This is a genomic window from Nocardia sp. bgisy134 (assembly GCF_057708325.1).
Window position 1 is genome coordinate 160,635 of sequence record NZ_JBYIRW010000012.1, and the last position, 19,301, is coordinate 179,935.

The 19,301-nt window shown below is 68.8% G+C and carries 17 protein-coding genes; 14 read left to right on the forward strand and 3 right to left on the reverse strand.

Annotated features, from left to right (window positions below; all coding sequences use genetic code 11):
- The first annotated feature begins 41 nt into the window (after positions 1 to 41).
- On the forward strand, positions 42 to 1,646 hold the full coding sequence (fadD8, locus tag AC3ERS_RS22000) for a fatty-acid--CoA ligase FadD8 (RefSeq protein ID WP_431969937.1): 1,605 nt from the start codon (positions 42 to 44) through the stop codon (positions 1,644 to 1,646).
- Positions 1,647 to 1,724: 78 nt separating this feature from the next.
- Here fadD8 and AC3ERS_RS22005 read toward each other — a convergent pair whose 3' ends face one another.
- A complete protein-coding gene (locus AC3ERS_RS22005; protein WP_431969938.1) occupies positions 1,725 to 3,275 on the reverse strand; it encodes a succinic semialdehyde dehydrogenase in 1,551 nt (516 codons plus the stop codon).
- Positions 3,276 to 3,355: 80 nt separating this feature from the next.
- Between AC3ERS_RS22005 and AC3ERS_RS22010 the strand changes: the two genes are divergently transcribed.
- The 5 genes from AC3ERS_RS22010 to AC3ERS_RS22030 all read left to right on the forward strand — a co-directional run bounded on the left by AC3ERS_RS22010 (position 3,356) and on the right by AC3ERS_RS22030 (position 9,344).
- On the forward strand, positions 3,356 to 4,018 hold the full coding sequence (locus tag AC3ERS_RS22010; protein WP_431969939.1) for a TetR/AcrR family transcriptional regulator: 663 nt from the start codon (positions 3,356 to 3,358) through the stop codon (positions 4,016 to 4,018).
- Between the two features lie 95 nt (positions 4,019 to 4,113).
- Positions 4,114 to 5,340 carry a cytochrome P450 gene (locus AC3ERS_RS22015; protein ID WP_431969940.1) on the forward strand — a complete coding sequence of 409 codons (1,227 nt, stop codon included), beginning with the start codon at positions 4,114 to 4,116 and terminating at the stop codon, positions 5,338 to 5,340.
- Entirely contained in the window at positions 5,337 to 6,071 is a 735-nt protein-coding gene (locus AC3ERS_RS22020; RefSeq protein ID WP_431969941.1) for a TetR/AcrR family transcriptional regulator, read from the forward strand. Before AC3ERS_RS22015 ends, AC3ERS_RS22020 begins: the two co-directional genes overlap by 4 nt.
- A gap of 122 nt (positions 6,072 to 6,193) precedes the next feature.
- Positions 6,194 to 7,984, forward strand: a complete 1,791-nt coding sequence (locus AC3ERS_RS22025) for a S8 family peptidase (RefSeq protein ID WP_431969942.1) — start codon at positions 6,194 to 6,196, stop codon at positions 7,982 to 7,984.
- A 22-nt stretch (positions 7,985 to 8,006) separates the two neighbouring features.
- Positions 8,007 to 9,344 carry a serine-threonine protein kinase gene (locus AC3ERS_RS22030; protein ID WP_431969943.1) on the forward strand — a complete coding sequence of 446 codons (1,338 nt, stop codon included), beginning with the start codon at positions 8,007 to 8,009 and terminating at the stop codon, positions 9,342 to 9,344.
- A gap of 7 nt (positions 9,345 to 9,351) precedes the next feature.
- On the opposite strand, the gene AC3ERS_RS22035 is transcribed toward AC3ERS_RS22030, so the two are convergent.
- Complete coding sequence (locus tag AC3ERS_RS22035) at positions 9,352 to 10,173, reverse strand: SDR family NAD(P)-dependent oxidoreductase (protein ID WP_431969944.1); 822 nt, start codon at positions 10,171 to 10,173, stop codon at positions 9,352 to 9,354.
- A 116-nt stretch (positions 10,174 to 10,289) separates the two neighbouring features.
- On the opposite strand from AC3ERS_RS22035, the gene AC3ERS_RS22040 reads away from it, so the two are divergent.
- Positions 10,290 to 10,889: a TetR/AcrR family transcriptional regulator gene (locus AC3ERS_RS22040; RefSeq protein ID WP_431969945.1), complete on the forward strand. Its 600-nt coding sequence runs from the start codon at positions 10,290 to 10,292 to the stop codon at positions 10,887 to 10,889.
- Between the two features lie 9 nt (positions 10,890 to 10,898).
- Here the strand turns inward: AC3ERS_RS22040 and AC3ERS_RS22045 are convergent, their stop codons facing one another.
- A complete protein-coding gene (locus AC3ERS_RS22045) occupies positions 10,899 to 11,537 on the reverse strand; it encodes a TetR/AcrR family transcriptional regulator (protein ID WP_431969946.1) in 639 nt (212 codons plus the stop codon).
- A gap of 204 nt (positions 11,538 to 11,741) precedes the next feature.
- Between AC3ERS_RS22045 and AC3ERS_RS22050 the strand changes: the two genes are divergently transcribed.
- Genes AC3ERS_RS22050 through AC3ERS_RS22080 form a run of 7 tightly spaced genes read left to right on the forward strand, consistent with a single transcriptional unit; the run spans position 11,742 to position 19,262 of the window.
- Complete coding sequence (locus AC3ERS_RS22050; protein ID WP_431969947.1) at positions 11,742 to 12,611, forward strand: alpha/beta fold hydrolase; 870 nt, start codon at positions 11,742 to 11,744, stop codon at positions 12,609 to 12,611.
- Complete coding sequence (locus AC3ERS_RS22055; protein ID WP_431969948.1) at positions 12,608 to 13,636, forward strand: VOC family protein; 1,029 nt, start codon at positions 12,608 to 12,610, stop codon at positions 13,634 to 13,636. Before AC3ERS_RS22050 ends, AC3ERS_RS22055 begins: the two co-directional genes overlap by 4 nt.
- Complete coding sequence (gene mhpA / locus AC3ERS_RS22060) at positions 13,633 to 15,384, forward strand: bifunctional 3-(3-hydroxy-phenyl)propionate/3-hydroxycinnamic acid hydroxylase MhpA (protein WP_431969949.1); 1,752 nt, start codon at positions 13,633 to 13,635, stop codon at positions 15,382 to 15,384. Before AC3ERS_RS22055 ends, mhpA begins: the two co-directional genes overlap by 4 nt.
- Positions 15,381 to 16,196, forward strand: a complete 816-nt coding sequence (locus AC3ERS_RS22065) for a 2-keto-4-pentenoate hydratase (protein WP_431969950.1) — start codon at positions 15,381 to 15,383, stop codon at positions 16,194 to 16,196. The genes mhpA and AC3ERS_RS22065 overlap by 4 nt, the downstream gene beginning before the upstream one ends.
- Positions 16,193 to 17,134: an acetaldehyde dehydrogenase (acetylating) gene (locus tag AC3ERS_RS22070; protein ID WP_431969951.1), complete on the forward strand. Its 942-nt coding sequence runs from the start codon at positions 16,193 to 16,195 to the stop codon at positions 17,132 to 17,134. The genes AC3ERS_RS22065 and AC3ERS_RS22070 overlap by 4 nt, the downstream gene beginning before the upstream one ends.
- Positions 17,131 to 18,135: a 4-hydroxy-2-oxovalerate aldolase gene (dmpG, locus tag AC3ERS_RS22075; RefSeq protein WP_431969952.1), complete on the forward strand. Its 1,005-nt coding sequence runs from the start codon at positions 17,131 to 17,133 to the stop codon at positions 18,133 to 18,135. The genes AC3ERS_RS22070 and dmpG overlap by 4 nt, the downstream gene beginning before the upstream one ends.
- A 5-nt stretch (positions 18,136 to 18,140) precedes the next feature.
- Positions 18,141 to 19,262 (forward strand): amidohydrolase family protein, encoded by a 1,122-nt coding sequence (locus AC3ERS_RS22080; protein WP_431969953.1) that lies wholly within the window; start codon positions 18,141 to 18,143, stop codon positions 19,260 to 19,262.
- The last annotated feature ends 39 nt before the right edge of the window (positions 19,263 to 19,301 follow it).

Sequence of the window (19,301 nt, forward strand, 5' to 3'; positions counted from 1 at the left end):
CGAACAATGGTCAACGACGAGCCTTCGGAGCTGAAACATCCATGACGACAATCGATCACGACACTCACCTGCGACTGCCGGTGCACAACGGTCACAGCCTGCTGGCCGGTCTTCGCAGGCACCGGCACGATCCGGTGCTCACCCTCGGCGACACCGTCCTCACCGGCGCCGACGTGCTCGATGCGATCAGCCGCTACGCCGCCGCGTTCGCGGCCAACGGCGTCGGCACCGGCACGCCTGTCGGTGTTCTGGCCATGAACCGGCCCGAGGTGTTGTTCACCATCGCCGCGGGACAAGTCCGCGGCTATCGGCGCACCGCGCTGCATCCGATGGGCGGACTGGACGACCACGCCTACGTCTTGGACGACGCGGAGATCACCACCCTGGTACTCGATCCGGTACCCGCTTTCGTCCAGCGCGCCCGCGAACTCGTCGACCGGGTGCCGCGGCTGAATCGCGTCCTCGTGCTCGGCGCGGTGCCGCCGGAGCTGGCCGACGTCGGCATCGATCTGACGGCGGCCGCCGCGGCGGTCGATTTGGAGCCGATCGAGGCCACCGACCTGTCGCCGGACGACGTGGTCTCGATCAGCTACACCGGCGGCACCACCGGAAAACCCAAGGGCGTCATCGGATCCGCGCTCACCATGGCGACGATGACCCAGATCCAGCTGTCGGAATGGGAATGGCCGCAACGACCGAAGTTCCTGATCTGCACGCCGCTGTCGCACGCGGGCGCCGCCTTCTTCCTCCCCGTGGTCCTGCTCGGCGGGCAGTGCGTGGTGCTCCCCCGCTTCGAGCCGGGCGAGGTGCTGCGCGCCATCGAGGAGCACCGGATCACCGCGACCATGCTGGTGCCGTCGATGCTCTACGCGCTGCTCGACCATCCGGATCTCGCGACCCGCGACCTGTCCTCGCTGGAGACGGTGTACTACGGCGCCTCGGCCATCGACCCGACCCGGTTGACGCAGGCGATCGAGCGTTTCGGGCCGATCTTCGCGCAGTACTTCGGGCAGTCCGAGGCGCCGATGGCCATCAGCTATCTCGGGAAGCGCGAACACGATTCGCAGCGCCTCACCTCCTGCGGACGTCCCTCGGCCGCGCTGCGCGTCGCGCTGCTCGATGGCGACGACAAGGTGGTCGCGCCCGACGAGGTCGGCGAGATCTGCGTCTCCGGGCCGCTGGTCGCCGCCGGCTACCTGAACAAGCCCGAGGCGACCGCGGAGACCTTCCGCGACGGCTGGCTGCGCACTGGTGATCTCGCCCGCCAGGACGCGGACGGCTTCCTGCACATCGTCGGGCGCAGCAAGGACATGGTGGTCACCGGCGGATTCAACGTCTTTCCCCGCGAAGTCGAAGACGTCGTCGCCGAACACCCCTTGGTCTCGCACGTCGCGGTCGTCGGCGTGCCCGACCCGCGCTGGGGCGAGGCGGTCACCGCGGTCGTCGTGCTCGACCCTGCCGCGCACAGCGATTCGACCGCCGTCGAGACGATGATCGCCGAGATCCAGGAGACCGTCCGGCAGCGCAAGGGTTCGGTCCAGGTGCCCAAGCACGTCCTCGTCATCGACGAACTGCCGCTCACCGGACTCGGCAAACCCGACAAGAAGGCCGTGCGTGCCTTGGCGGCCGACCGGCTCGGCAACTGAACAACCAACTGGCGAAACCGGCTGACACTCAGCCGGTTTCGTTTCGTTATTGCGACTGCTCCCGCCACGGATTCGCGATCACCGGATGCGGAAGCGGCGCAGCAGCGACAGCGTGGTGAGGGTGCGGTCGAGGTATTCGTCGTACGGCTGACCCGGCTTCGGTCCGAGTACCTGGCGCTTCAAGGTGGCCACGTTGGTCGATTCGGTGAACTTCAACAGGCCCTCGTCCCCGTTGCGCACGCCCATCCCCGACGCCTTGAAACCGCCGGAGGGCGCGCTCTTTCCGGCGTAGGCGAGCGCGGCGCAGTCGTTGACGTTCACGTGTCCCGCGGCGAGGCGAGCACCGACCGCGCGCGCCGCGGGCAGGTCGCGCCCCCACACGCTCGCGCTCAGCCCATAGCGCGTGTCGTTTGCGAGCTCGACCGCCTCGTCGACCGTCGCGAAGGGGTACAGCGCGACGACGGGACCGAACGTCTCCGCGCCGAAGACGTCCATCTCACCGGTGACACCCTCCAGCACCGTCGGCGCGTAGAAGGTCGGGCCCAGTTCCGGAAGCGCTCGGCCGCCGGTGAGCACGCGCGCCCCTGCGGCCTCGGCTTGCTCGACCTGCGCCGCCACGCGGGCGCACTGATCGGCCGAGATCACCGCGCCCATGTCGGCAGCGAAGTCGTAACCCGGCCCGACCCGCAGCGCCGAGACGCGCGCGGTGAACTCGTCACGGAAAGCGGCATATACCGATTCGTGAATGTAGATCCGCTCGATGTGCAGGCACAGCTGACCGGTGTTGGCGAAGACGCCGTTGATCGCGCTGTGCACCGCCGCGGGCAGGTCGGCATCGGCCAGCACGATCATCGGATTCTTGCCGCCCAGCTCCAGGCACGATTCGACGAGGCGCTCCCCCGCCTGTCTCGCCACCAGCCGCCCGGTCGCCTCGGAGCCGGTGAACATCACGAAATCGGCGCCGTCCACCACCGCGGGCCCCACCACCGGACCCTCGCCGCACACGAGCTGGACCAGCCCCTCGGGAAGCCCGGCCTCGAGCAGCAGCCGCAGCCCGAACGCCGGGCTGAGCGGGGTTCGGTTGTCGGGTTTGAGCACGATTCCGTTCCCGGCCATCAGCGCGGGGATGGCATCGCAGTAGCCGATGGCGAACGGAAAGTTCCACGGCGCGATGACGCCGACCACGCCGCGCGGCTTGCGGACCTCGGTCGACGAGCTGACCAGCGGGATGGCGCCGGGATGCCACACCGGTCGCAGCAGTCGCGGCGCGCGCTTCAGATAGTGGCTGATGACCATCGGAATATCGCACAGCTCTTCGAAAGCCATCCGGCGCGCCTTGCCCGTCTCGATCTGGATCAAGTCGGTGATCGTCCGGTGATTCTCCAGGACCAGGCGGTGGAAGCGTTCGAACACGGCGAGGCGACGCCGCACCGGCAGGCGCGCCCATTCGGCCTGGGCGGCGCGGGCGCGGACGAACGCCGCGGCGACGTGGGCGGGCGAGGACTGCGGCAGGTCCGCCACCACGGTTCCGGTGAAGACCTCCGCCACCGGAACGGTGTCGGAGGGATCGCCGGTCACCAGGCTGGTCAGTGCCGCGAAGTCGTGGGCGGGGACGGTCGGCGTGCTCACGCACCGCACTCTATCAAGTGATTGCATCGGTTGATAGAGATTGCGTTTACGCTGGGCGAACGGTGATTACAATGCAGCAGGTGACCAGCGCAGCGGACCGTGCCGAGCTTCGGATCAGCGAAGCGGAACTAGCCATGCCGACCGACCAGCGCCTGATACTGGCCGCCGAGCGACTGTTCGCCGAACGCGGCATCGACGCGGTGTCCTTGCGTGCGGTGATGTCCGCCGCGGGCGCGAATGTCGCTGCGGTGCACTATCACTTCGGCTCCAAGGAAGCCCTGATCGAGGCGTTGATCCGGCAGCGAAGCGATGCGGTCGCGGCCCGGCGCGCCGCCCTGCTCGACGACGTGGAGCACTCGGGCGCGGTCACCGCCCGCGGCTTGGCCGAGGCGTTCGTGCTGCCCGTGTGGGAGATGGCGACCGGCGAGGGCGGATCCTGGGTCAAGTTCATCGCGGGCATCCTCGGCAGCGGCCATCCGGCACTGTCGACCGTCGCCGAGGGATTCGCCGATCAGGCCGTCCGCTTCATGACCTTGCTCGGCCGCGCCTTCCCCGACCTCCCCCGCCACACCATCCGCTTCCGGCTCGCCCAAGCCATGACATTGACCTTCCAGGTCCTCGGCGACGTGCACCAAACCCAGGACCTGCTCGCGATCTCGGGAGTCCAGCTCAGCCCCGAGCAGGTGATGACCGAACTCGTGGACGTCGTCACGGCGATCCTGGCCGGACCACCGTCGGACTGACGCGCACAACTCGGTGAACCCGATTTACTAAATGGTGTTCACAAAATAGGTGTGGTGTGGTTCACTCCTGTGGAACGTGTTCCAAAGGAGGTACCGTGTCCGCGCCGTCCATCTCACACGATTTCGACTTCACCGATCCCGACCTGCTCGCCACCCGCCTCCCCGTCGAGGAGTGGGCCGAACTCCGCCGGACCGCTCCGGTCTGGTGGGTCGACCAGCCCACGGGCGTCAGCGGCTTCGACGACGGCGGGTACTGGGTGGTCAGCAAGCTCGACCACATCAAGGAGATCTCCAAGAACTCCGAGGTCTTCTCCACCAACGCCAACACCGCGGTGATCCGCTTCAACGGCGACATCACCCGCGACGAGATCGACATCCAGCGCGCCATGCTGGTCAACACCGATCCGCCCATCCACGACAAGCTGCGCCGGATCATCTCGCGCGGCTTCACGCCACGCGCGGTGCAGAGCCTGCGCGACGCGTTGCACGAACGCGCGGAGCGAATCGTCCACGAGGCCAAGAAGACCGGCGGCGGTGACTTCGTCCAGCAGGTGGCCTGCGAGCTGCCGTTGCAGGCCATCGCCGAGCTGCTCGGCGTGCCACAGTCCGACCGCGGCAAGCTGTTCGACTGGTCCAATCAGATGATGGGCTACGACGATCCCGATTTCGACGGCAACCACAAGCTGGCCACCGCGGAGATCATGGGCTACTCCTGGAATCTCGCCGAGGAGCGCCGCAAGTGCCCGGCCGACGACATCGTCAGCCAGCTGGTCACCGCCGACCTCGACGGGGAGGCGCTCGGATCGGACGAATTCGCCTGGTTCGTCATCCTTTTGGCGGTCGCTGGCAACGAGACGACCCGCAACGCCACCACCCACGGCATGAAGGCGTTCATCGACTTCCCCGAGCAGTGGGAACTGTACAAGGCCGAGCGGCCGCGCACCGCGCCCGACGAGATCGTCCGGTGGGCGACGCCGGTGATCGCCTTCCAGCGCACGGCGTTGCAGGACACCGAGATCGGCGGCCAAGCCGTGCGCCAGGGCCAGCGCGTCGGCCTCTTCTACGCCTCGGCCAATTTCGACGAGGAGCGCTTCACCAAGCCGTTCGAATTCGACGTCACCCGAAACCCCAACCCACACGTGGGTTTCGGCGGCACCGGCACGCACTTCTGCGTCGGCGCGAACCTGGCGCGGCTGCAACTCGACCTGATCTTCAACGCCATCGCCGACGTGATGCCGAACCTGCGAGAGATTTCCGAGCCGGTGCGGCTACGCTCGGGCTGGTTGAACGGCATCAAGAGCTGGCAGGTCGCATACGAATGACACAACCCGCACGACGGGGCCGGATGCCCGCGGTGAACGACGCGGACATCCGGCGAGTGGCCAGGACGGTGCTGGCCGAACACGGTCCCGAGGCGCTGACCCTGCGCGCCATCGCGCGCGATCTCGGCATCACCGCGCCCGCGCTGTATCGCTATTACGCCTCCCGCGAGGACCTGGTCGCGGCGCTGCGCCGGGACATCTGCGTGGACCTGGCGGACGATCTCGCCGGGCAGGTGGCCGAACTCCCCGACGACGGCGTGGTGCAGTTGTTCGCCATCTGCAAGGGTTTTCGGCGCTGGGCCCTCACCCACCCGCACGAGTTCACCCTGGTGTTCGCCTCGCCGACCGGCGAAAACCCCGGCGGGATGCGGCAATTCGACGAACCATTCGGCCGCGTCTTCCTCGGCGCGGCGGGCAGGCTGCTCACCACCTACGACCTGGTGACCCCCTCGACCGACACGATCCCCGGCGCGCTGCGCGAGGATCTGATCGAGTTCCAGACCGAACTGCTCGCCATGCTCGCCGAATCGGGTCAGAAGTTCCCCGCCGAGAAACTCGACCTGGGGGTGGCCTACCTGATGATGACACTGTGGGCACGGTTGTACGGCCACGTCACCCTCGAGGTGTTCGGCAACTACCCGATGCCCGTCACCGATCCCGACGCCCTCTTCGACGCCACTCTCGCCGACCTCGCGGGCAGCATCGGCCTGACCGGCCCCCAGCTGCCCTAGGCGCCCGGTACGCGGCCACACCGCCCGGCCGCCGGGGAAGAGAAGTAGTGCACTACTCGTGACAGACGCGGCCGCTTGGCGGATAAAGAAGACATGCGTTCCCCAGGCGACCGCGGCGCGTCATGAGCGACGACTCGCTCTGGACCGACCGTGTGCTCTGCGCCCTCGGCGAGCTCTCCTCGCTGTACGTCAAGATCAGCGAGCAGGCGGTGCTGACGATGGTCGCCGCCCGGTTCGCGTCGCGATTCGATGCGCAGGCGCGGCTGTACGAGGCGGACAAGCCCGCCTGGCATCACCGGGTCACCGAGGCGCTGGCCGAGCTCACCGCACGGGGGCTCGTCGACGCCATGCGCCTGACCGCGGCGGGCGAGGAGGCGTTCCCCGCCGCCTGCACACGGTCGCGCGAGGTGCCCGAACGCGAGCTCGGCGTCGCCGAGCCGAGCTCCGACCTGCTTCTCGCGGGAGTGCTCACGCCACCGTTGCGGGAACAGTTCGCCAAGCGCGACGGACGCCCCGAACGTTCGCGCGAGCCGATTCCCGTGATGATCGAGTTGAACCTGCGTTTCCGCGGCGGGGCGCGGTCGGCGATCGCCCGTGTCGAGCAGCTGTGGCAGTACGTCGACGCCGACGGCGTACCGCGTGGGCTCGCCGACGAGTACGCGGTCGGCGAGCTCACCACGACCCAGATCGAAGGACTTGTCGCGGCCGACGCCGTCGGTATCGACTGGCCCGACCGCGCGATCTACCGCATCTGGCCCGACTTCGAGATCCGCGCGCAGATCGATACCTCCGCCAGGACGATCAAGGCCACGGCCGCGCAGCGATCGTTCAACAGCTACGGCGACGGAATCGTCTGGGCCGTCATCGATTCCGGCATCCAAGGCGACCATCCACACTTTCAGGGCTACCACACGCTCGACGACCCGGCGCTGCTCGGCCTGCACAAGGATTTCACCGATCCGCACGGCGACCCGCTGCACGACGAGAGCGGGCACGGCACCCACGTCGCAGGCATCATCGCGGGCGGACTCCAGCTCTGGGACGGTAACCCCGACCAGATCCTCGTCACCGAGCGCCGGTTCAACGTGGCCGAACCGGGCCTGCCGATCGTGAAACCCCGACCGGTCGGCAGCCCGGCGACCCTCGCAGGCGTCGCTCCGCGTGCGAAGCTGGTGAGCCTCAAGGTACTCGGCGGCGGCGGCAATCTCGTCGCACGCACCACGCGGGTGATCGAGGCGCTCGCCCACGTCCGTGAGGTCAACGCCGCAGGCGGGAAGCTGTCCCGCATCCACGGCGTGAACCTCAGTCTCGGTTACGAATTCGATCCCGAGTGGTTCGGCTGCGGACGCAGCCCGCTGTGCCTCGAGGTGGACAAGCTCGTGCGCTCCGGCGTCGTCGTGGTGGTCGCCGCGGGCAACTCCGCCTACATCACGCTCGATCCGAAGATGTCGGACGTGAAGAAATTCAGCGCGGCGATGACCATCAACGACCCCGGCAACGCCGAGCGCGCCATCACCGTCGGTTCCACGCACAAGGACGCGCCGCATTCGTATGGCATCTCGTACTTCTCGTCGCGCGGACCGACCGCGGACGGGCGGTGCAAACCCGATCTCGTCGCGCCCGGCGAGCGGATCGCCTCGGCCGCCGCGGGCGAGATGCTGTTGCCGGTCGAGCGCACGCTCGAGCACGGCGTCGACGGCATGGCGATCTATGTCGAGAACACCGGCACCAGCATGGCCGCCCCGCACGTCTCCGGCGCGGTCGCGGCGTTCCTCTCGGTGCAGCGCGAGTTCATCGGCGATCCCGAAGCCGTCAAGCGTATCTTCGTCGAGTCGGCGACCTCGCTCAACCGCGATCGCGCGTTCCAGGGCGGCGGACTCGTCGATCTCATGCGCGCCCTGCAGTCAGTGTGAAACTCCCGGAAGGACTGCGACAATGACCGATATCATCGCGGGCCGCCCGTTCTGGCGGCTGATCTTCGACAAGGACGGCGACCCCGACCAGCAGCTGGTCGCCACGCTGGCCCAGGAGCGCGCGGCGCTCGGCATCACCGACCTGGTGATGTTCTCGCACGGCTGGAACAACGGTCAAGACACCGCGATTCGGCTCTACCAGCGCTGGTTCGACCTGCTCTCCGCCCACCTCGGCACCGAGCACAAGGTGGGTTTCGTCGGAATACTCTGGCCCTCCCAGCTGTGGCGCGACGAGCCGATTCCCGACCTGGAGCCGACCCCGCGGCCGACCGAGGGCGGTGGCGCCGCGGCGCTCGGGACGACGGCGTCCGTGCCCGCGGGTGCGCCCACCCTCGAACCCGAGATCCTCGCCGACCTGAAGAGCGTCTTCCCCGACGGTGCGGCCCAACTCGACACGATCGCCGAGCTGCTCGCCGGGCCGCCGACGCACGAGACGGCCACACAGCTGTTCACCCAGCTGCGCTCCTTGTACTCGGTCACTTCGGAGGGATTCGACGACGGCGAGAACCCGGTGGACGAGCCGGGCATGCTCGACACCGACCGCGATCCGGAGGACCTGTTCACCGAGTTCGCCGACAAGCTCGCCGACACCGGCGTGCAATTCGAGTCCGGCGGGGGTGCGGCAAATGCATTCAGCGACTTCGTGTCCCGCGGCCTCCACGGCGCGAAGGAGGCACTGCGGCAGCTGAGCTACTGGCAGATGAAGAACCGCGCGGGCGTGGTCGGTCGCACCGGGCTCGGCCCGGTCGTCACGAAACTCGCGGCGGGCGACAGCGGTGTGCGGGTGCACCTCGTCGGCCACAGCTTCGGCGGCCGCGTCGTCGCCTACGCGCTCGACGGACTCGGCGACGCCGACGGGTCACCGGTCAAGTCGGTCACCCTGTTGCAGGGCGCGTTCTCCCGGTTTGCCTTCACCGACGCCCTGCCGTTCCGCGACGGTGGCGGCGCGCTCGCGGGCCGCCTCGCCAGGCTGGACGGCCCACTGTCGGTGTGCTTTTCGAGTCACGACTCGGCGCTCGGCGTCATGTACCCGCTCGCCTCGCTCGCCGCACGTGACGACGCGGCCGAGGCCGAGGACAAGCTCTTCCGGTACCGGGCCATGGGTTCGCACGGCGCCTTCGACTCCGACCGGATGGTGCTCGAGGGCCCGGGCACCGCCTATCCGTTCCAGACGCACCACATCCTGAACCTGGACGCTTCCAATGTGGTCACCGCGGGCGGCCCACCCTCCGGCGCCCACAGCGACATCTTCAAGACCGAACTCGCCTGGGTCGTCGCGGCCGCGGGCGGACTGACGTAGCCGAAACTCAGCCCGCCGCCATCCGGCTGAGCTGCTCCCACTCCCGGTACAGCTCGCCGCGCACCCGGTCGAGGTCTTGGACCATGTCGTAGGACTGGCCGCCGACGATGAGGCGGCGGGGCGGGTCGGGCAGGTCGGCCAGCTCCATGATCACGGGGGCGGCGGTGCTCGGATCGGGACCCGCGTCGTCGCCCCACATCTCGGCGAGTTCGGCCCGCAGTCCCTCGTAGTGCGGAAGGGATTCGGTCGCGGTGATGCCCGCGGTGAACAGCTCCGTGGCGTAGCCGCCCATCTGCACGATGGTCACCTTGATGCCGAATCGCTCGACCTCCCGCGCGAGCGCCTCGCTGACCGAGTCCAGCGCCGCCTTGCCCGCGCCGTAGAGGCCGACGGATGCCATGCCTCCGCTGGTGCCCATCGAGGTGACCTGCAGGATGCGACCGGATCCCTGCGCGCGCAGGTGCGGGAGCACGGCCTGCACCACCCACACCGCGCCGAGGAAATTCACGTCCAGGTGGGCGCGGATCTGCTCCTCGGTGGCCTCCTCGACCATGCCGTACAGCAGCCCGCCCGCGTTGTTGACCACGATGTCGAGCCTGCCGAAGACCGCCATCGCGCGCTCGACCCCGGCGAACACGGCTTTGCGATCGGAAACGTCCAGCGACAGCGGGAACAGCTCGTCCGGATAGTCGGCGGCCAGCGCGGCGAGCGGCTCGATATTGCGGGCGGCGGCCACCACGTGGTCTCCGGCGGCGAGCGCCGCCTCGGTGAACGCCTTGCCCAGGCCCCGCGAAGCGCCGGTGATGAACCACACTCTTGCGGTCGTCATGGAAAGTCACCCTTCTCTCTGCGAGACGAACCGTCTCGTTTCGCTAAAGAGTGCACCGGCGACGGCCGATTGTCAATACGAACCGTTCCGTCTCGTTGTCCTGCTAGTCTCGGGTCATGTCCAACGCGGAGAAGCCGGATCGCTCACGGCGCAGCGAACGTTCACGGCAGGCGATCCTCGCGGCGACCCGTGCGCTGATCTCCGAAGTCGGGTACGCCAAGGTCTCGATCGAGGCCATCGCGGCGCGGGCGGGCGTCGGCAAACAGACGATCTACCGGTGGTGGCCGTCGAAGGGCGCGGTCATCTTCGACTCGTTCCTCGCGCTCGGCGAGGACGCCGACGGGCAAGGCATGGCCCTACCCGACACCGGCGATATCGCGGCCGATCTCAAGCTCGTCCTGCGCGCGACGGTCGCCGAGTTCGCCGACCCCGACTTCGAGCGGCCGATCCGCGCGCTGAACACCGAGATCGCCAACGATCCCGAGCTCGCCGCCCAGTATCGCGAGAAGCTGGCGGGCCCCATGGACGACGTCAAGAAGGCCCGTTTACGCAGCGCCCAGCAGGCCGGCCAGCTCGCCGCGGACGCCGATCTCGACTTGGTGCTGGAGGTGCTCTACGGCCCGCTCTTCCAGCGCTGGCTGCACCGTTCGGGCCCGCTCACCCCCGAGTACGCCGACTCGCTCGTCGACCTCACCCTCCGAGCCTTCCGGCCCTGACCGCGCCCCTCAGATCTGCGGCAGCGGAGGCAACTCGGTCGAGGTGAGCTTCTGCGCCGCTCGCTTGTTCATGCCGAACATGCGCAGCACATGGAAGGCCATGTCGTCCGAGAGTGCGTCGCCGTCGGCGTCCGGCTGGGCGTCCAGCAGTTGCAGCAGGCCGAGCAACGACCCACCCGCGGCCATCACGGCCAGGTCGGGGTCCATCGGCTCGAAGCGGCCCGCCTCCTGAGCCGCGATGATGTCGCGGCGGGCGCGCGGCGCGAGACCCTCGTCCCGCAACATGATCGACATGCCGGAGTTCAGCACGACCCGGACGATCTCGGGGACCTGCCGCTGCAACCGCCCGGTCATCCGGAAGCTGACGGCGAACACCTCGGCCGGATCGTCGTACAGCGCCACGATCGCGTCGCGCATCTCGCTGTAGACCTGGAGCGCCGAGCGCACCGCCTCGTCGAACAGCTGCTCCTTGGACTCGAAATGGTTGTAGAAGGAACCGAATCCGACGTCGGCGGCGTCGGTGATCTCCTGGATGCTGACCGCGGAACGACCCTCCGCGAGGAACTTCTGCGCCGCGCCGAGCAGAGCGTTGCGGGTGCGCTCACGGCGCCGGTCGATGCGGTTGCGCGCTACGGGTTCGGCGGTCATCGGTCCTTCTCCCACTCGGAATCGACCTGAGAATCGTATCTGACGAAACAATCAGAGACGATCCGGTATCGCACCGCCGCCGTGCCGCAGCGTGTCCAACCTCCCATTGAGGTCATCATCTTTTCTGATGTTCTCATCATTTTCTCTTGACAAAACATTTCCTCGTAACTGATGATTTCATCATATGAACTGCTGGAGGTAGCTGTGACAAGCATCGACAAGGGGGTCGGCGCCGAGCGGACGGTTCGGGTCGGCGGCCGCGACATCTTCTTCACCGAGTTCGGGGCGGGCCCCGCCGTCGTGCTGCTGCACGGCGGCGGCCCCGGCGCGTCCGGACTCTCGAACTACTCGCGCAACATCGAGACGCTGGCGCGTCGTTTCCGGGTCGTCGTCCCCGACATGCCCGGGTACGGACGGTCGAGCAAGCGGCTCGACCAGTCCGATCCGTTCGGCGATCTCGCGTCCGCGCTCGGCGGATTGCTCGACACGCTCGACCTGCCGAGCGCGCACCTGGTCGGCAACTCCTACGGCGGCGCCGCCGCGCTGCGGCTGGCGATGGACCGGCCGGAGAAGGTCGGCAAGCTGATCCTGATGGGCCCCGGCGGCGTCGGCACCACGCGGGCGCTGCCGACGAAGGGCTTGCAGTCGCTGCTCGCCTACTACGGCGGCGACGGCCCGAGCCGGGAGAAGCTGGCCACCTTCGTGCGCGAGCACCTGGTCTACGACGCCAGCGCGATCACCGAGGAGCTGATCGACCAGCGGTACCGGGACAGCCTGGATCCCGAGGTCGTCGCGAATCCGCCGCTGCGCAGGCCGTCCGGCCCCACCGCGCTGCGGACGCTGTGGCGGATGGATTTCACCCGGGACGCCCGGCTCGGCGGCGTGACCAACCCGACGCTGGTGATCTGGGGCGCCGAAGACCAGGTCAACCGGCCCGAGGGCGGGCGCATGCTGGCCGATCGCATGCCCAACTGCGATCTGTTCCTGGCCGCGCGGACCGGCCACTGGGTGCAGTGGGAGCGCGCCGACCTGTTCAACGGGCTGGCGACCGCGTTTCTGGAGGCGACGCCGTGACCGGCTTCCCGCGGCCGAACACCGACGGTTCGGTCTTCGGCGCGGTGCACCTGGGCTACATCGTGGTCCAGTCGCAGCGCCTCACCGACTGGGATCGCTTCGGCGCCTTGGCGATCGGGATGCACGTCGACCGACTGGACACCGATTCGCTGCGCTTCCGGCTCGACGACCGGTCCTGTCGCTTTCTCATCGAGCGCGGCCCTGCCGAGGACGTGACGGCGCTGGGCTGGCAGGTCGACGATCACGAGACGTTCGACCGGATCGTCGCCCGGATCGCCGACCGCGGCGTCCCGATCGAGGAGGGCACGCCCGAGCAGGCGGCTCTGCGCGGCGTCGAGCGGCTCTGGCGCTTCCCCGGGCCGAAAGGCATTGTCACCGAGATCTTCACCACCGCGGTGACCACGCCGGAGCCGCTGCGCATGCTGAGTTCCGGGTGGATCACCGGCGAGGCGGGCATGGGGCACGTCGCGATCGTCTCCAGGGAGCCGGAGGCGATGCGCGGCTACTACCACACCGTCTTCGATTCGCGCCTGTCCGATTACATCGACGAGAACATCTCCGGACTGACGATGAAGATCCGCTTCCTGCGGGTCAACGAGCGCCACCATTCGATCGCGATCGCCAACATTCGCGGCGTGAAGATCGATCCGATCCGAACGCGAGTGCAGCACATCAACATTCAGTCCGCGACCTTGGACGACATGCTCGCCTCCTTCCAGCGCGTCACCGATCTCGGGTTCCGCATGGCGTGGTCGGTCGGCCAGCATACCAACGACCGTGAGCTGTCCTACTACTCGGTGACACCGTCCGGTTTCGAACTCGAGGTCGGCTGGAATCCGATCGTCATCACGCCCGAACTCGAGTCGACCTGGGAACCGAGCACCTATCAGGGCATCAGCCTCTGGGGCCACAGCACGGTCGGGCAGACAGTGGTGGACAAGCTCGCCCAGTTCCGCTGCGCCGTCGAGACGGTGCGCACGCCGGAGATCACCGTGCCGCAACTCTCGGAAGGACTGCCGCGATGAACGAATTCGACTACGACGTCGTGGTCGTCGGACTCGGGCCGACCGGACTGACCCTGGCCAACCTGCTCGGCCGCCGCGGCGTGCGCGTGCTGGTGCTGGAGCGGGAACCGGAGTACTACGGCCTCGCCCGCGCGGTCTACACCGACGACGAGGGCATGCGCATCTTCCAGACCGCCGGTGCGGCAGACGAATTGGCCGCCGACATGAACCTCGATTCCACGGTCCAATGGGTGCGCTCCGATGGGAAGCTGCTCGCGCAGTTCAACCAGGTCGAGCGGCCCCTCGGCTGGCCGGTGGTGAACTTCCTCTACCAGCCTTACCTGGAGAACAGCCTCGAACGCGCGCTCGCGCGCTACCCGCACGTCACCGTGCGACGCGGCCGCGAGGTCGTCGACTTCGACCAGGACGCCTCGGGTGTCGGCGTCGAGCACGCCGCCAGCGCGGGCACCGGCTACGGCAAAAAGCAGACCGAGCCCGACCCCACGACTTCCGAGCAGGTGCGTGCGCGGTACCTCGTCGGCTGCGACGGCGGCCGCAGCGTGGTGCGCACACGCTTGGGCATCGAGATGACCGGCACCAGCTTCCCGGAGCGCTGGCTGGTGGTGGATCTGAAAGCCAAGGACGGTGTGGACGCGTTCCGGCACCTGCCGTACTTCAACTTCGTCTGCGAGCCCGAACTGCCGATCGTGTCCTGTCCGCAGCCCGGCGGGCACCACCGTTTCGAGTTCATGCTCCGCGAGACCCAGACCAAGGAGGAGATGGAGGACCCCGGCAACGTCCGGGCGCACATCTCGCGTTTCGTGAACCCCGATGAGGTCGAGGTCCTGCGCAAACTCGTGTACACCTTCAACGCGGTCGTCGCGGACCGCTGGCGCGACGGACGCATCCTGCTGGCCGGCGACGCCGCGCACATGACGCCCCAATTCATCGGTCAGGGCATGAATTCCGGTGTGCGCGACGCGGACAACCTGTCCTGGAAGCTGACCGCGATCCTGCGCCACGGCGCCGACCCGGCGATCCTGGACAGCTACGAATCCGAGCGCCGCCCGCATGCCACAGCGATGATCACCATGTCGGTGTGGATGAAGAACCTCGTCTCCGTGAACAATCCGGTGGCGGCCCGCGTCCGTGACATCGCGCTCACCGCCGCGTTGCGGGTGCCGGGGCTCGGCGGCTGGATCCGCGGGGCGAAGATGAAGCCGGAACCCCGGTTCCGCCGCGACGCCTATCTGGGTCTGCCTCGGCGCGGTCTTCGCGGGGTCGAAGGCACCCTCGCTCCGCAACCGGAGGTGCGCACCTACGACGGCAGGCACCGCCGCCTCGACGACGTCCTCGGACTCGGCTTCGCGGTGCTCGGCCACGGCGTCGACCCCCGTGCGGCGTGCACCGCCGACGACCTGGTCGTGCTCGACGGTCTCGACAGCCATTTCGTCACCGTCTATCCCCTCGGCGGCCGTCCCCAGGGCAGCCCCGGTGACGGGCGGGGCGACAACGACCAGGTGGCCGATATCGAAGACCACACCGGCGAACTGTCGCGCTGGTTCGGGAAGGCCGGTGTCCGCCACGGCGACGTGCTGGTACTGCGGCCCGACCGCTTCGTCTTCGGAACCGCCCGGCGCGGCCACACCACCGCGCTGGTCGCGGAACTGGTGCGCAGGCTGGACCTGCGCACCGGCCCAGGCCGGACGCCCGAACCCGAGCTCACCGTGGAGCACGTGACCACCCCCGACTACGAGGAGTCCCGATGACCTCGACCGTGACCGAGAGCCCCGCGGTCCTGGCCGCCGCCGAACGGCTCGCCGAGGCCGCGCGCACCGGAGCGCCCGCCGCGCCCGTGCGCGACCTCATCGGCAGCGACGACATCGACGCGGCGTACGCGGTCCAGCGGCTCGGCGTCCGCCGGCGCGTCGAATCCGGCGCGCGCGTGGTGGGCCGCAAGATCGGTCTCACCGCGCCCGCCGTGCAGCGGCAGCTGGGCGTCGATCAGCCGGACTTCGGAGTGTTGTTCGCCGACATGGACGTTCGCACTCCGGCGGCCGACCGCCCGCGCCTGCTGCAACCCAAGATCGAGGCGGAACTGGCCTTCGTGCTGGCCGCCGATCTCGACGCCGACGACCTCGACGCCGTCAGCGTGCGCGACGCGGTGGACTACGCCGTCGCCGCGCTGGAGATCGTCGACAGCCGAATCGCGCGGTGGGACATCACCTTCGGCGATACCGTCGCCGACAACGCGTCCAGCGGATGGTTCGTGCTCGGCGAGCGACAGCTCTCCGTTGCCGATTTCGAGCCGTGGGAAGTCGACATGAGCATGCGTGTAGACGGTGAGATCGTCTCCACCGGAACCGGTTCCGCGTGTCTGGGCGACCCGCTGAACGCGTTGGCGTGGCTGGCCCAGACCGCGCGCGCCCTGGGGGATCCGCTGCGCGCGGGCGAGATCGTGCTCTCCGGCGCGCTCGGACCGATGGCGCCCTTACGTCCCGGCGCGCACGTCCACTCCGAAATCAGCTGCGGCACCAGAACCCTCGGCACCGTCGACTTCATCAGAGAGGAAACCGCATGACCCGCACCAAGGTAGCCGTCATCGGCTCGGGCAATATCGGCACCGATCTGATGATCAAGGTGCTGCGCCTCTCGGACACCCTGGAGATGGCCGCGATGGTCGGCATCGATCCCGCCTCCGACGGTCTGGCTCGGGCGGCGCGTCTCGGGGTGCCCACCACCGCCGACGGTGTGCATGGCCTCATCGCCATGCCCGATTTCGCCGAGATCGACATCGTCTTCGACGCCACCTCGGCGCGCGCGCATCTCGCCAACGCCGAAGCCCTCGCCCCGCACGGCAAACGGCTGATCGACCTCACCCCCGCCGCGATCGGGCCGTTCGTCGTCCCCGCCGTCAATCTCGACGCCCACCTCGACGCGGGCAACGTCAACATGGTCACCTGCGGTGGGCAGGCCACCATTCCGATCGTCGCCGCCATCTCCCGCGTCACGCCGGTCCCCTACGCCGAGATCGTCGCGTCCATCGCCTCGAAGTCGGCGGGGCCGGGAACCCGCGCGAACATCGACGAATTCACCGAGACCACCAGCGCGGCGATCGCCGCGGTCGGCGGCGCCGAACGGGGCAGGGCCATCATCGTGCTCAACCCGGCCGAACCGCCGCTGATCATGCGCGACACGGTGCTCGCGCTCATCGACGATCCGGACCGGAACGCCGAAGACGCGGTGCGGCAATCGATCCGGGACATGGTCGCGTCCGTCGCGGCGTACGTCCCCGGCTACCGGCTGAAGCAGGACATCCAGATCACGCCGCTGCCGCCGGACGCGCCCGTGCGCACGCTGGTCGGCGACCGTCCGGTGACGCACCAGGTGTCGGTGTTCCTCGAAGTCGAGGGCGCCGCCCACTATCTGCCCGCCTATGCCGGGAATCTCGACATCATGACCTCCGCGGCGCTGCGCGTCGCCGAACAGATCGCCCGAGTCAGGGAGGCAGTGCGATGACCCAGGTTTTCCTCCAGGACGTCACGCTGCGGGACGGCATGCACGCGCTGCGCCACCGCATCACCCCGCGAACGGTCGCCACCGTCGCCGCCGCCCTCGACGCGGCGGGCGTCGACGCGATCGAGGTCGCGCACGGCGACGGCCTGTCCGGCGGCAGCCTCACTTACGGACCGGGCAGCAACACCGACTGGGAATGGCTCGCCGCCGCGGCCGAAGCGCTCACCACCGCCCGGCTGACCACCCTGTTGCTGCCCGGCATCGGCACCATCGAGGATCTGCGCCGCGCCTACGAGCTCGGCGTGCGGTCGGTGCGGGTGGCGACCCATTGCACCGAGGCCGACATCGCCGCGCAGCACATCGCCTACGCCCGCGAGCTCGGCATGGACGTCTCCGGCTTCCTGATGATGAGCCACCTGAACAGCCCGGCCGGGCTGGCCCAGCAGGCGCGGCTGATGGAGTCCTACGGCGCGCACTGCGTCTACGTCACCGATTCCGGTGGGCGGCTCACCATGAGCGGTGTGCGCCAGCGGGTGCGCGCCTACCGCGCCGTGCTCGATCCGGACACCGAGATCGGCATTCACGCGCACCAGAATCTTTCGCTGGCCGTCGCCAACAGCGTCATCGCCGTCGAGGAGGGCGTCACCCGGGTCGACGCCTCGCTGGCCGGGCTCGGCGCGGGTGCGGGCAATACGCCGCTGGAGGCCTTCGTCGCGGTCGCCGACCTCACCGGTTGGAAGCACGGCGCGGATCTCGACGCGCTCACCGACGCCGCCGACGACCTCGTCCGCCCGCTCATGGACCGGCCCGTGCAGGTCGACAGGGAGACGCTCGCCCTCGGTTATGCCGGGGTGTACTCCAGCTTCCTGCGGCACGCCGAAAACGCCTCGGCCACTTACGGTGTCGATGTCCGCACGCTGCTCACCGAGGCGGGACGGCGGGGCCTGGTCGGCGGCCAGGAAGACATGATCGTCGACATCGCGCTCGAACTCACGAGGAAGTGAGGCCCGTGGTAGTGCCATCCTTCTCCCGTCGGCGCGCTCTCGGTAGCGCAGCGGCCGGCGTCGCCGCGCTCGCCGCCGCGCCGGGCTTCTCGCCCGCGCGCGCCGAAGCCGTACCCGCGCGCAGGCAGCCCGCGCCGAGCGGTACCTATCGCATCGATCTGCACGCGCATGTCCTGCCGCCGGACTATCGGGCGGCGCTGCTCGCCCACGGCCACTTCACCATCGGCGGCTACCCGACGCCCACGTGGTCGCCCGACGAGGCCATCGCTTTCATGGACTACTACGGGATCCAGGCGCAGGCGCTGTCGGTCTCCGATCCCGGCGTCTCGTTCCTGCGCGGCGCGGAGGCCAACGACCTGGCCCGCTACTGCAACGACTACGCAGCCCAGCTGATCAGGACCCACCCCTCCCGCTTCGGCGCCTTCGCCGTGCTGCCGATGCCGGACATCGCGGCCTCGATCGACGAGGCGATCCACGCCCTCGACACCCTGCGCCTCGACGGCGTGGTGCTGCTCTCGGCCTACGACGGTGTCTATCTCGGCGATCCCCGGTTCGAACCGTTGATGATCGCGCTGAACCAGCGCCGCGCCTTCGTCTTCGTGCACCCGGCCGCCATCCCCGCCGACGCGAAACCCGAACTCCCCCTTCCGGATTTCATGGAGGAGTTCACCTTCGACACCACCCGCGCGGCGACCATGATGATGGTCACCGGCACGACCCAGCGCTACCCGGACATCCGGTTCCAGCTCTCCCACGCGGGCGGCACCGTGCCGTTCCTGTCGCACCGCATCAGCGTCGCCTCGCAGACGGTGCTCGGCGAGCTGTGGCCGCAGGACCTGCCCAAGCCCTCCATTCTCGATATCCAGCACCAGATCTCGCGTTTCTACTTCGACACCGCGCTGAGCGGCTTCCCCGCCGCGATGGCCAGCGTGCTCGCCGTGACGAGCCGCGACCACATCGTCTTCGGCTCGGACTGGCCGTTCAGCGCGGCCACCCTCCCGCAGACCGGCGACCACGACCCCGCCCCCGGGCTCAGCGAGATCTTCGATGCCGATCAGCGCATGGAAGTGGAACGGCACAACCCGCTGCGGCAGCTACCGCGTCTGGCCGAAGCCGTGAACGCCTGACGGGCAACGGAAACGGCGACCGGCTCGGCAGTCTGGAGC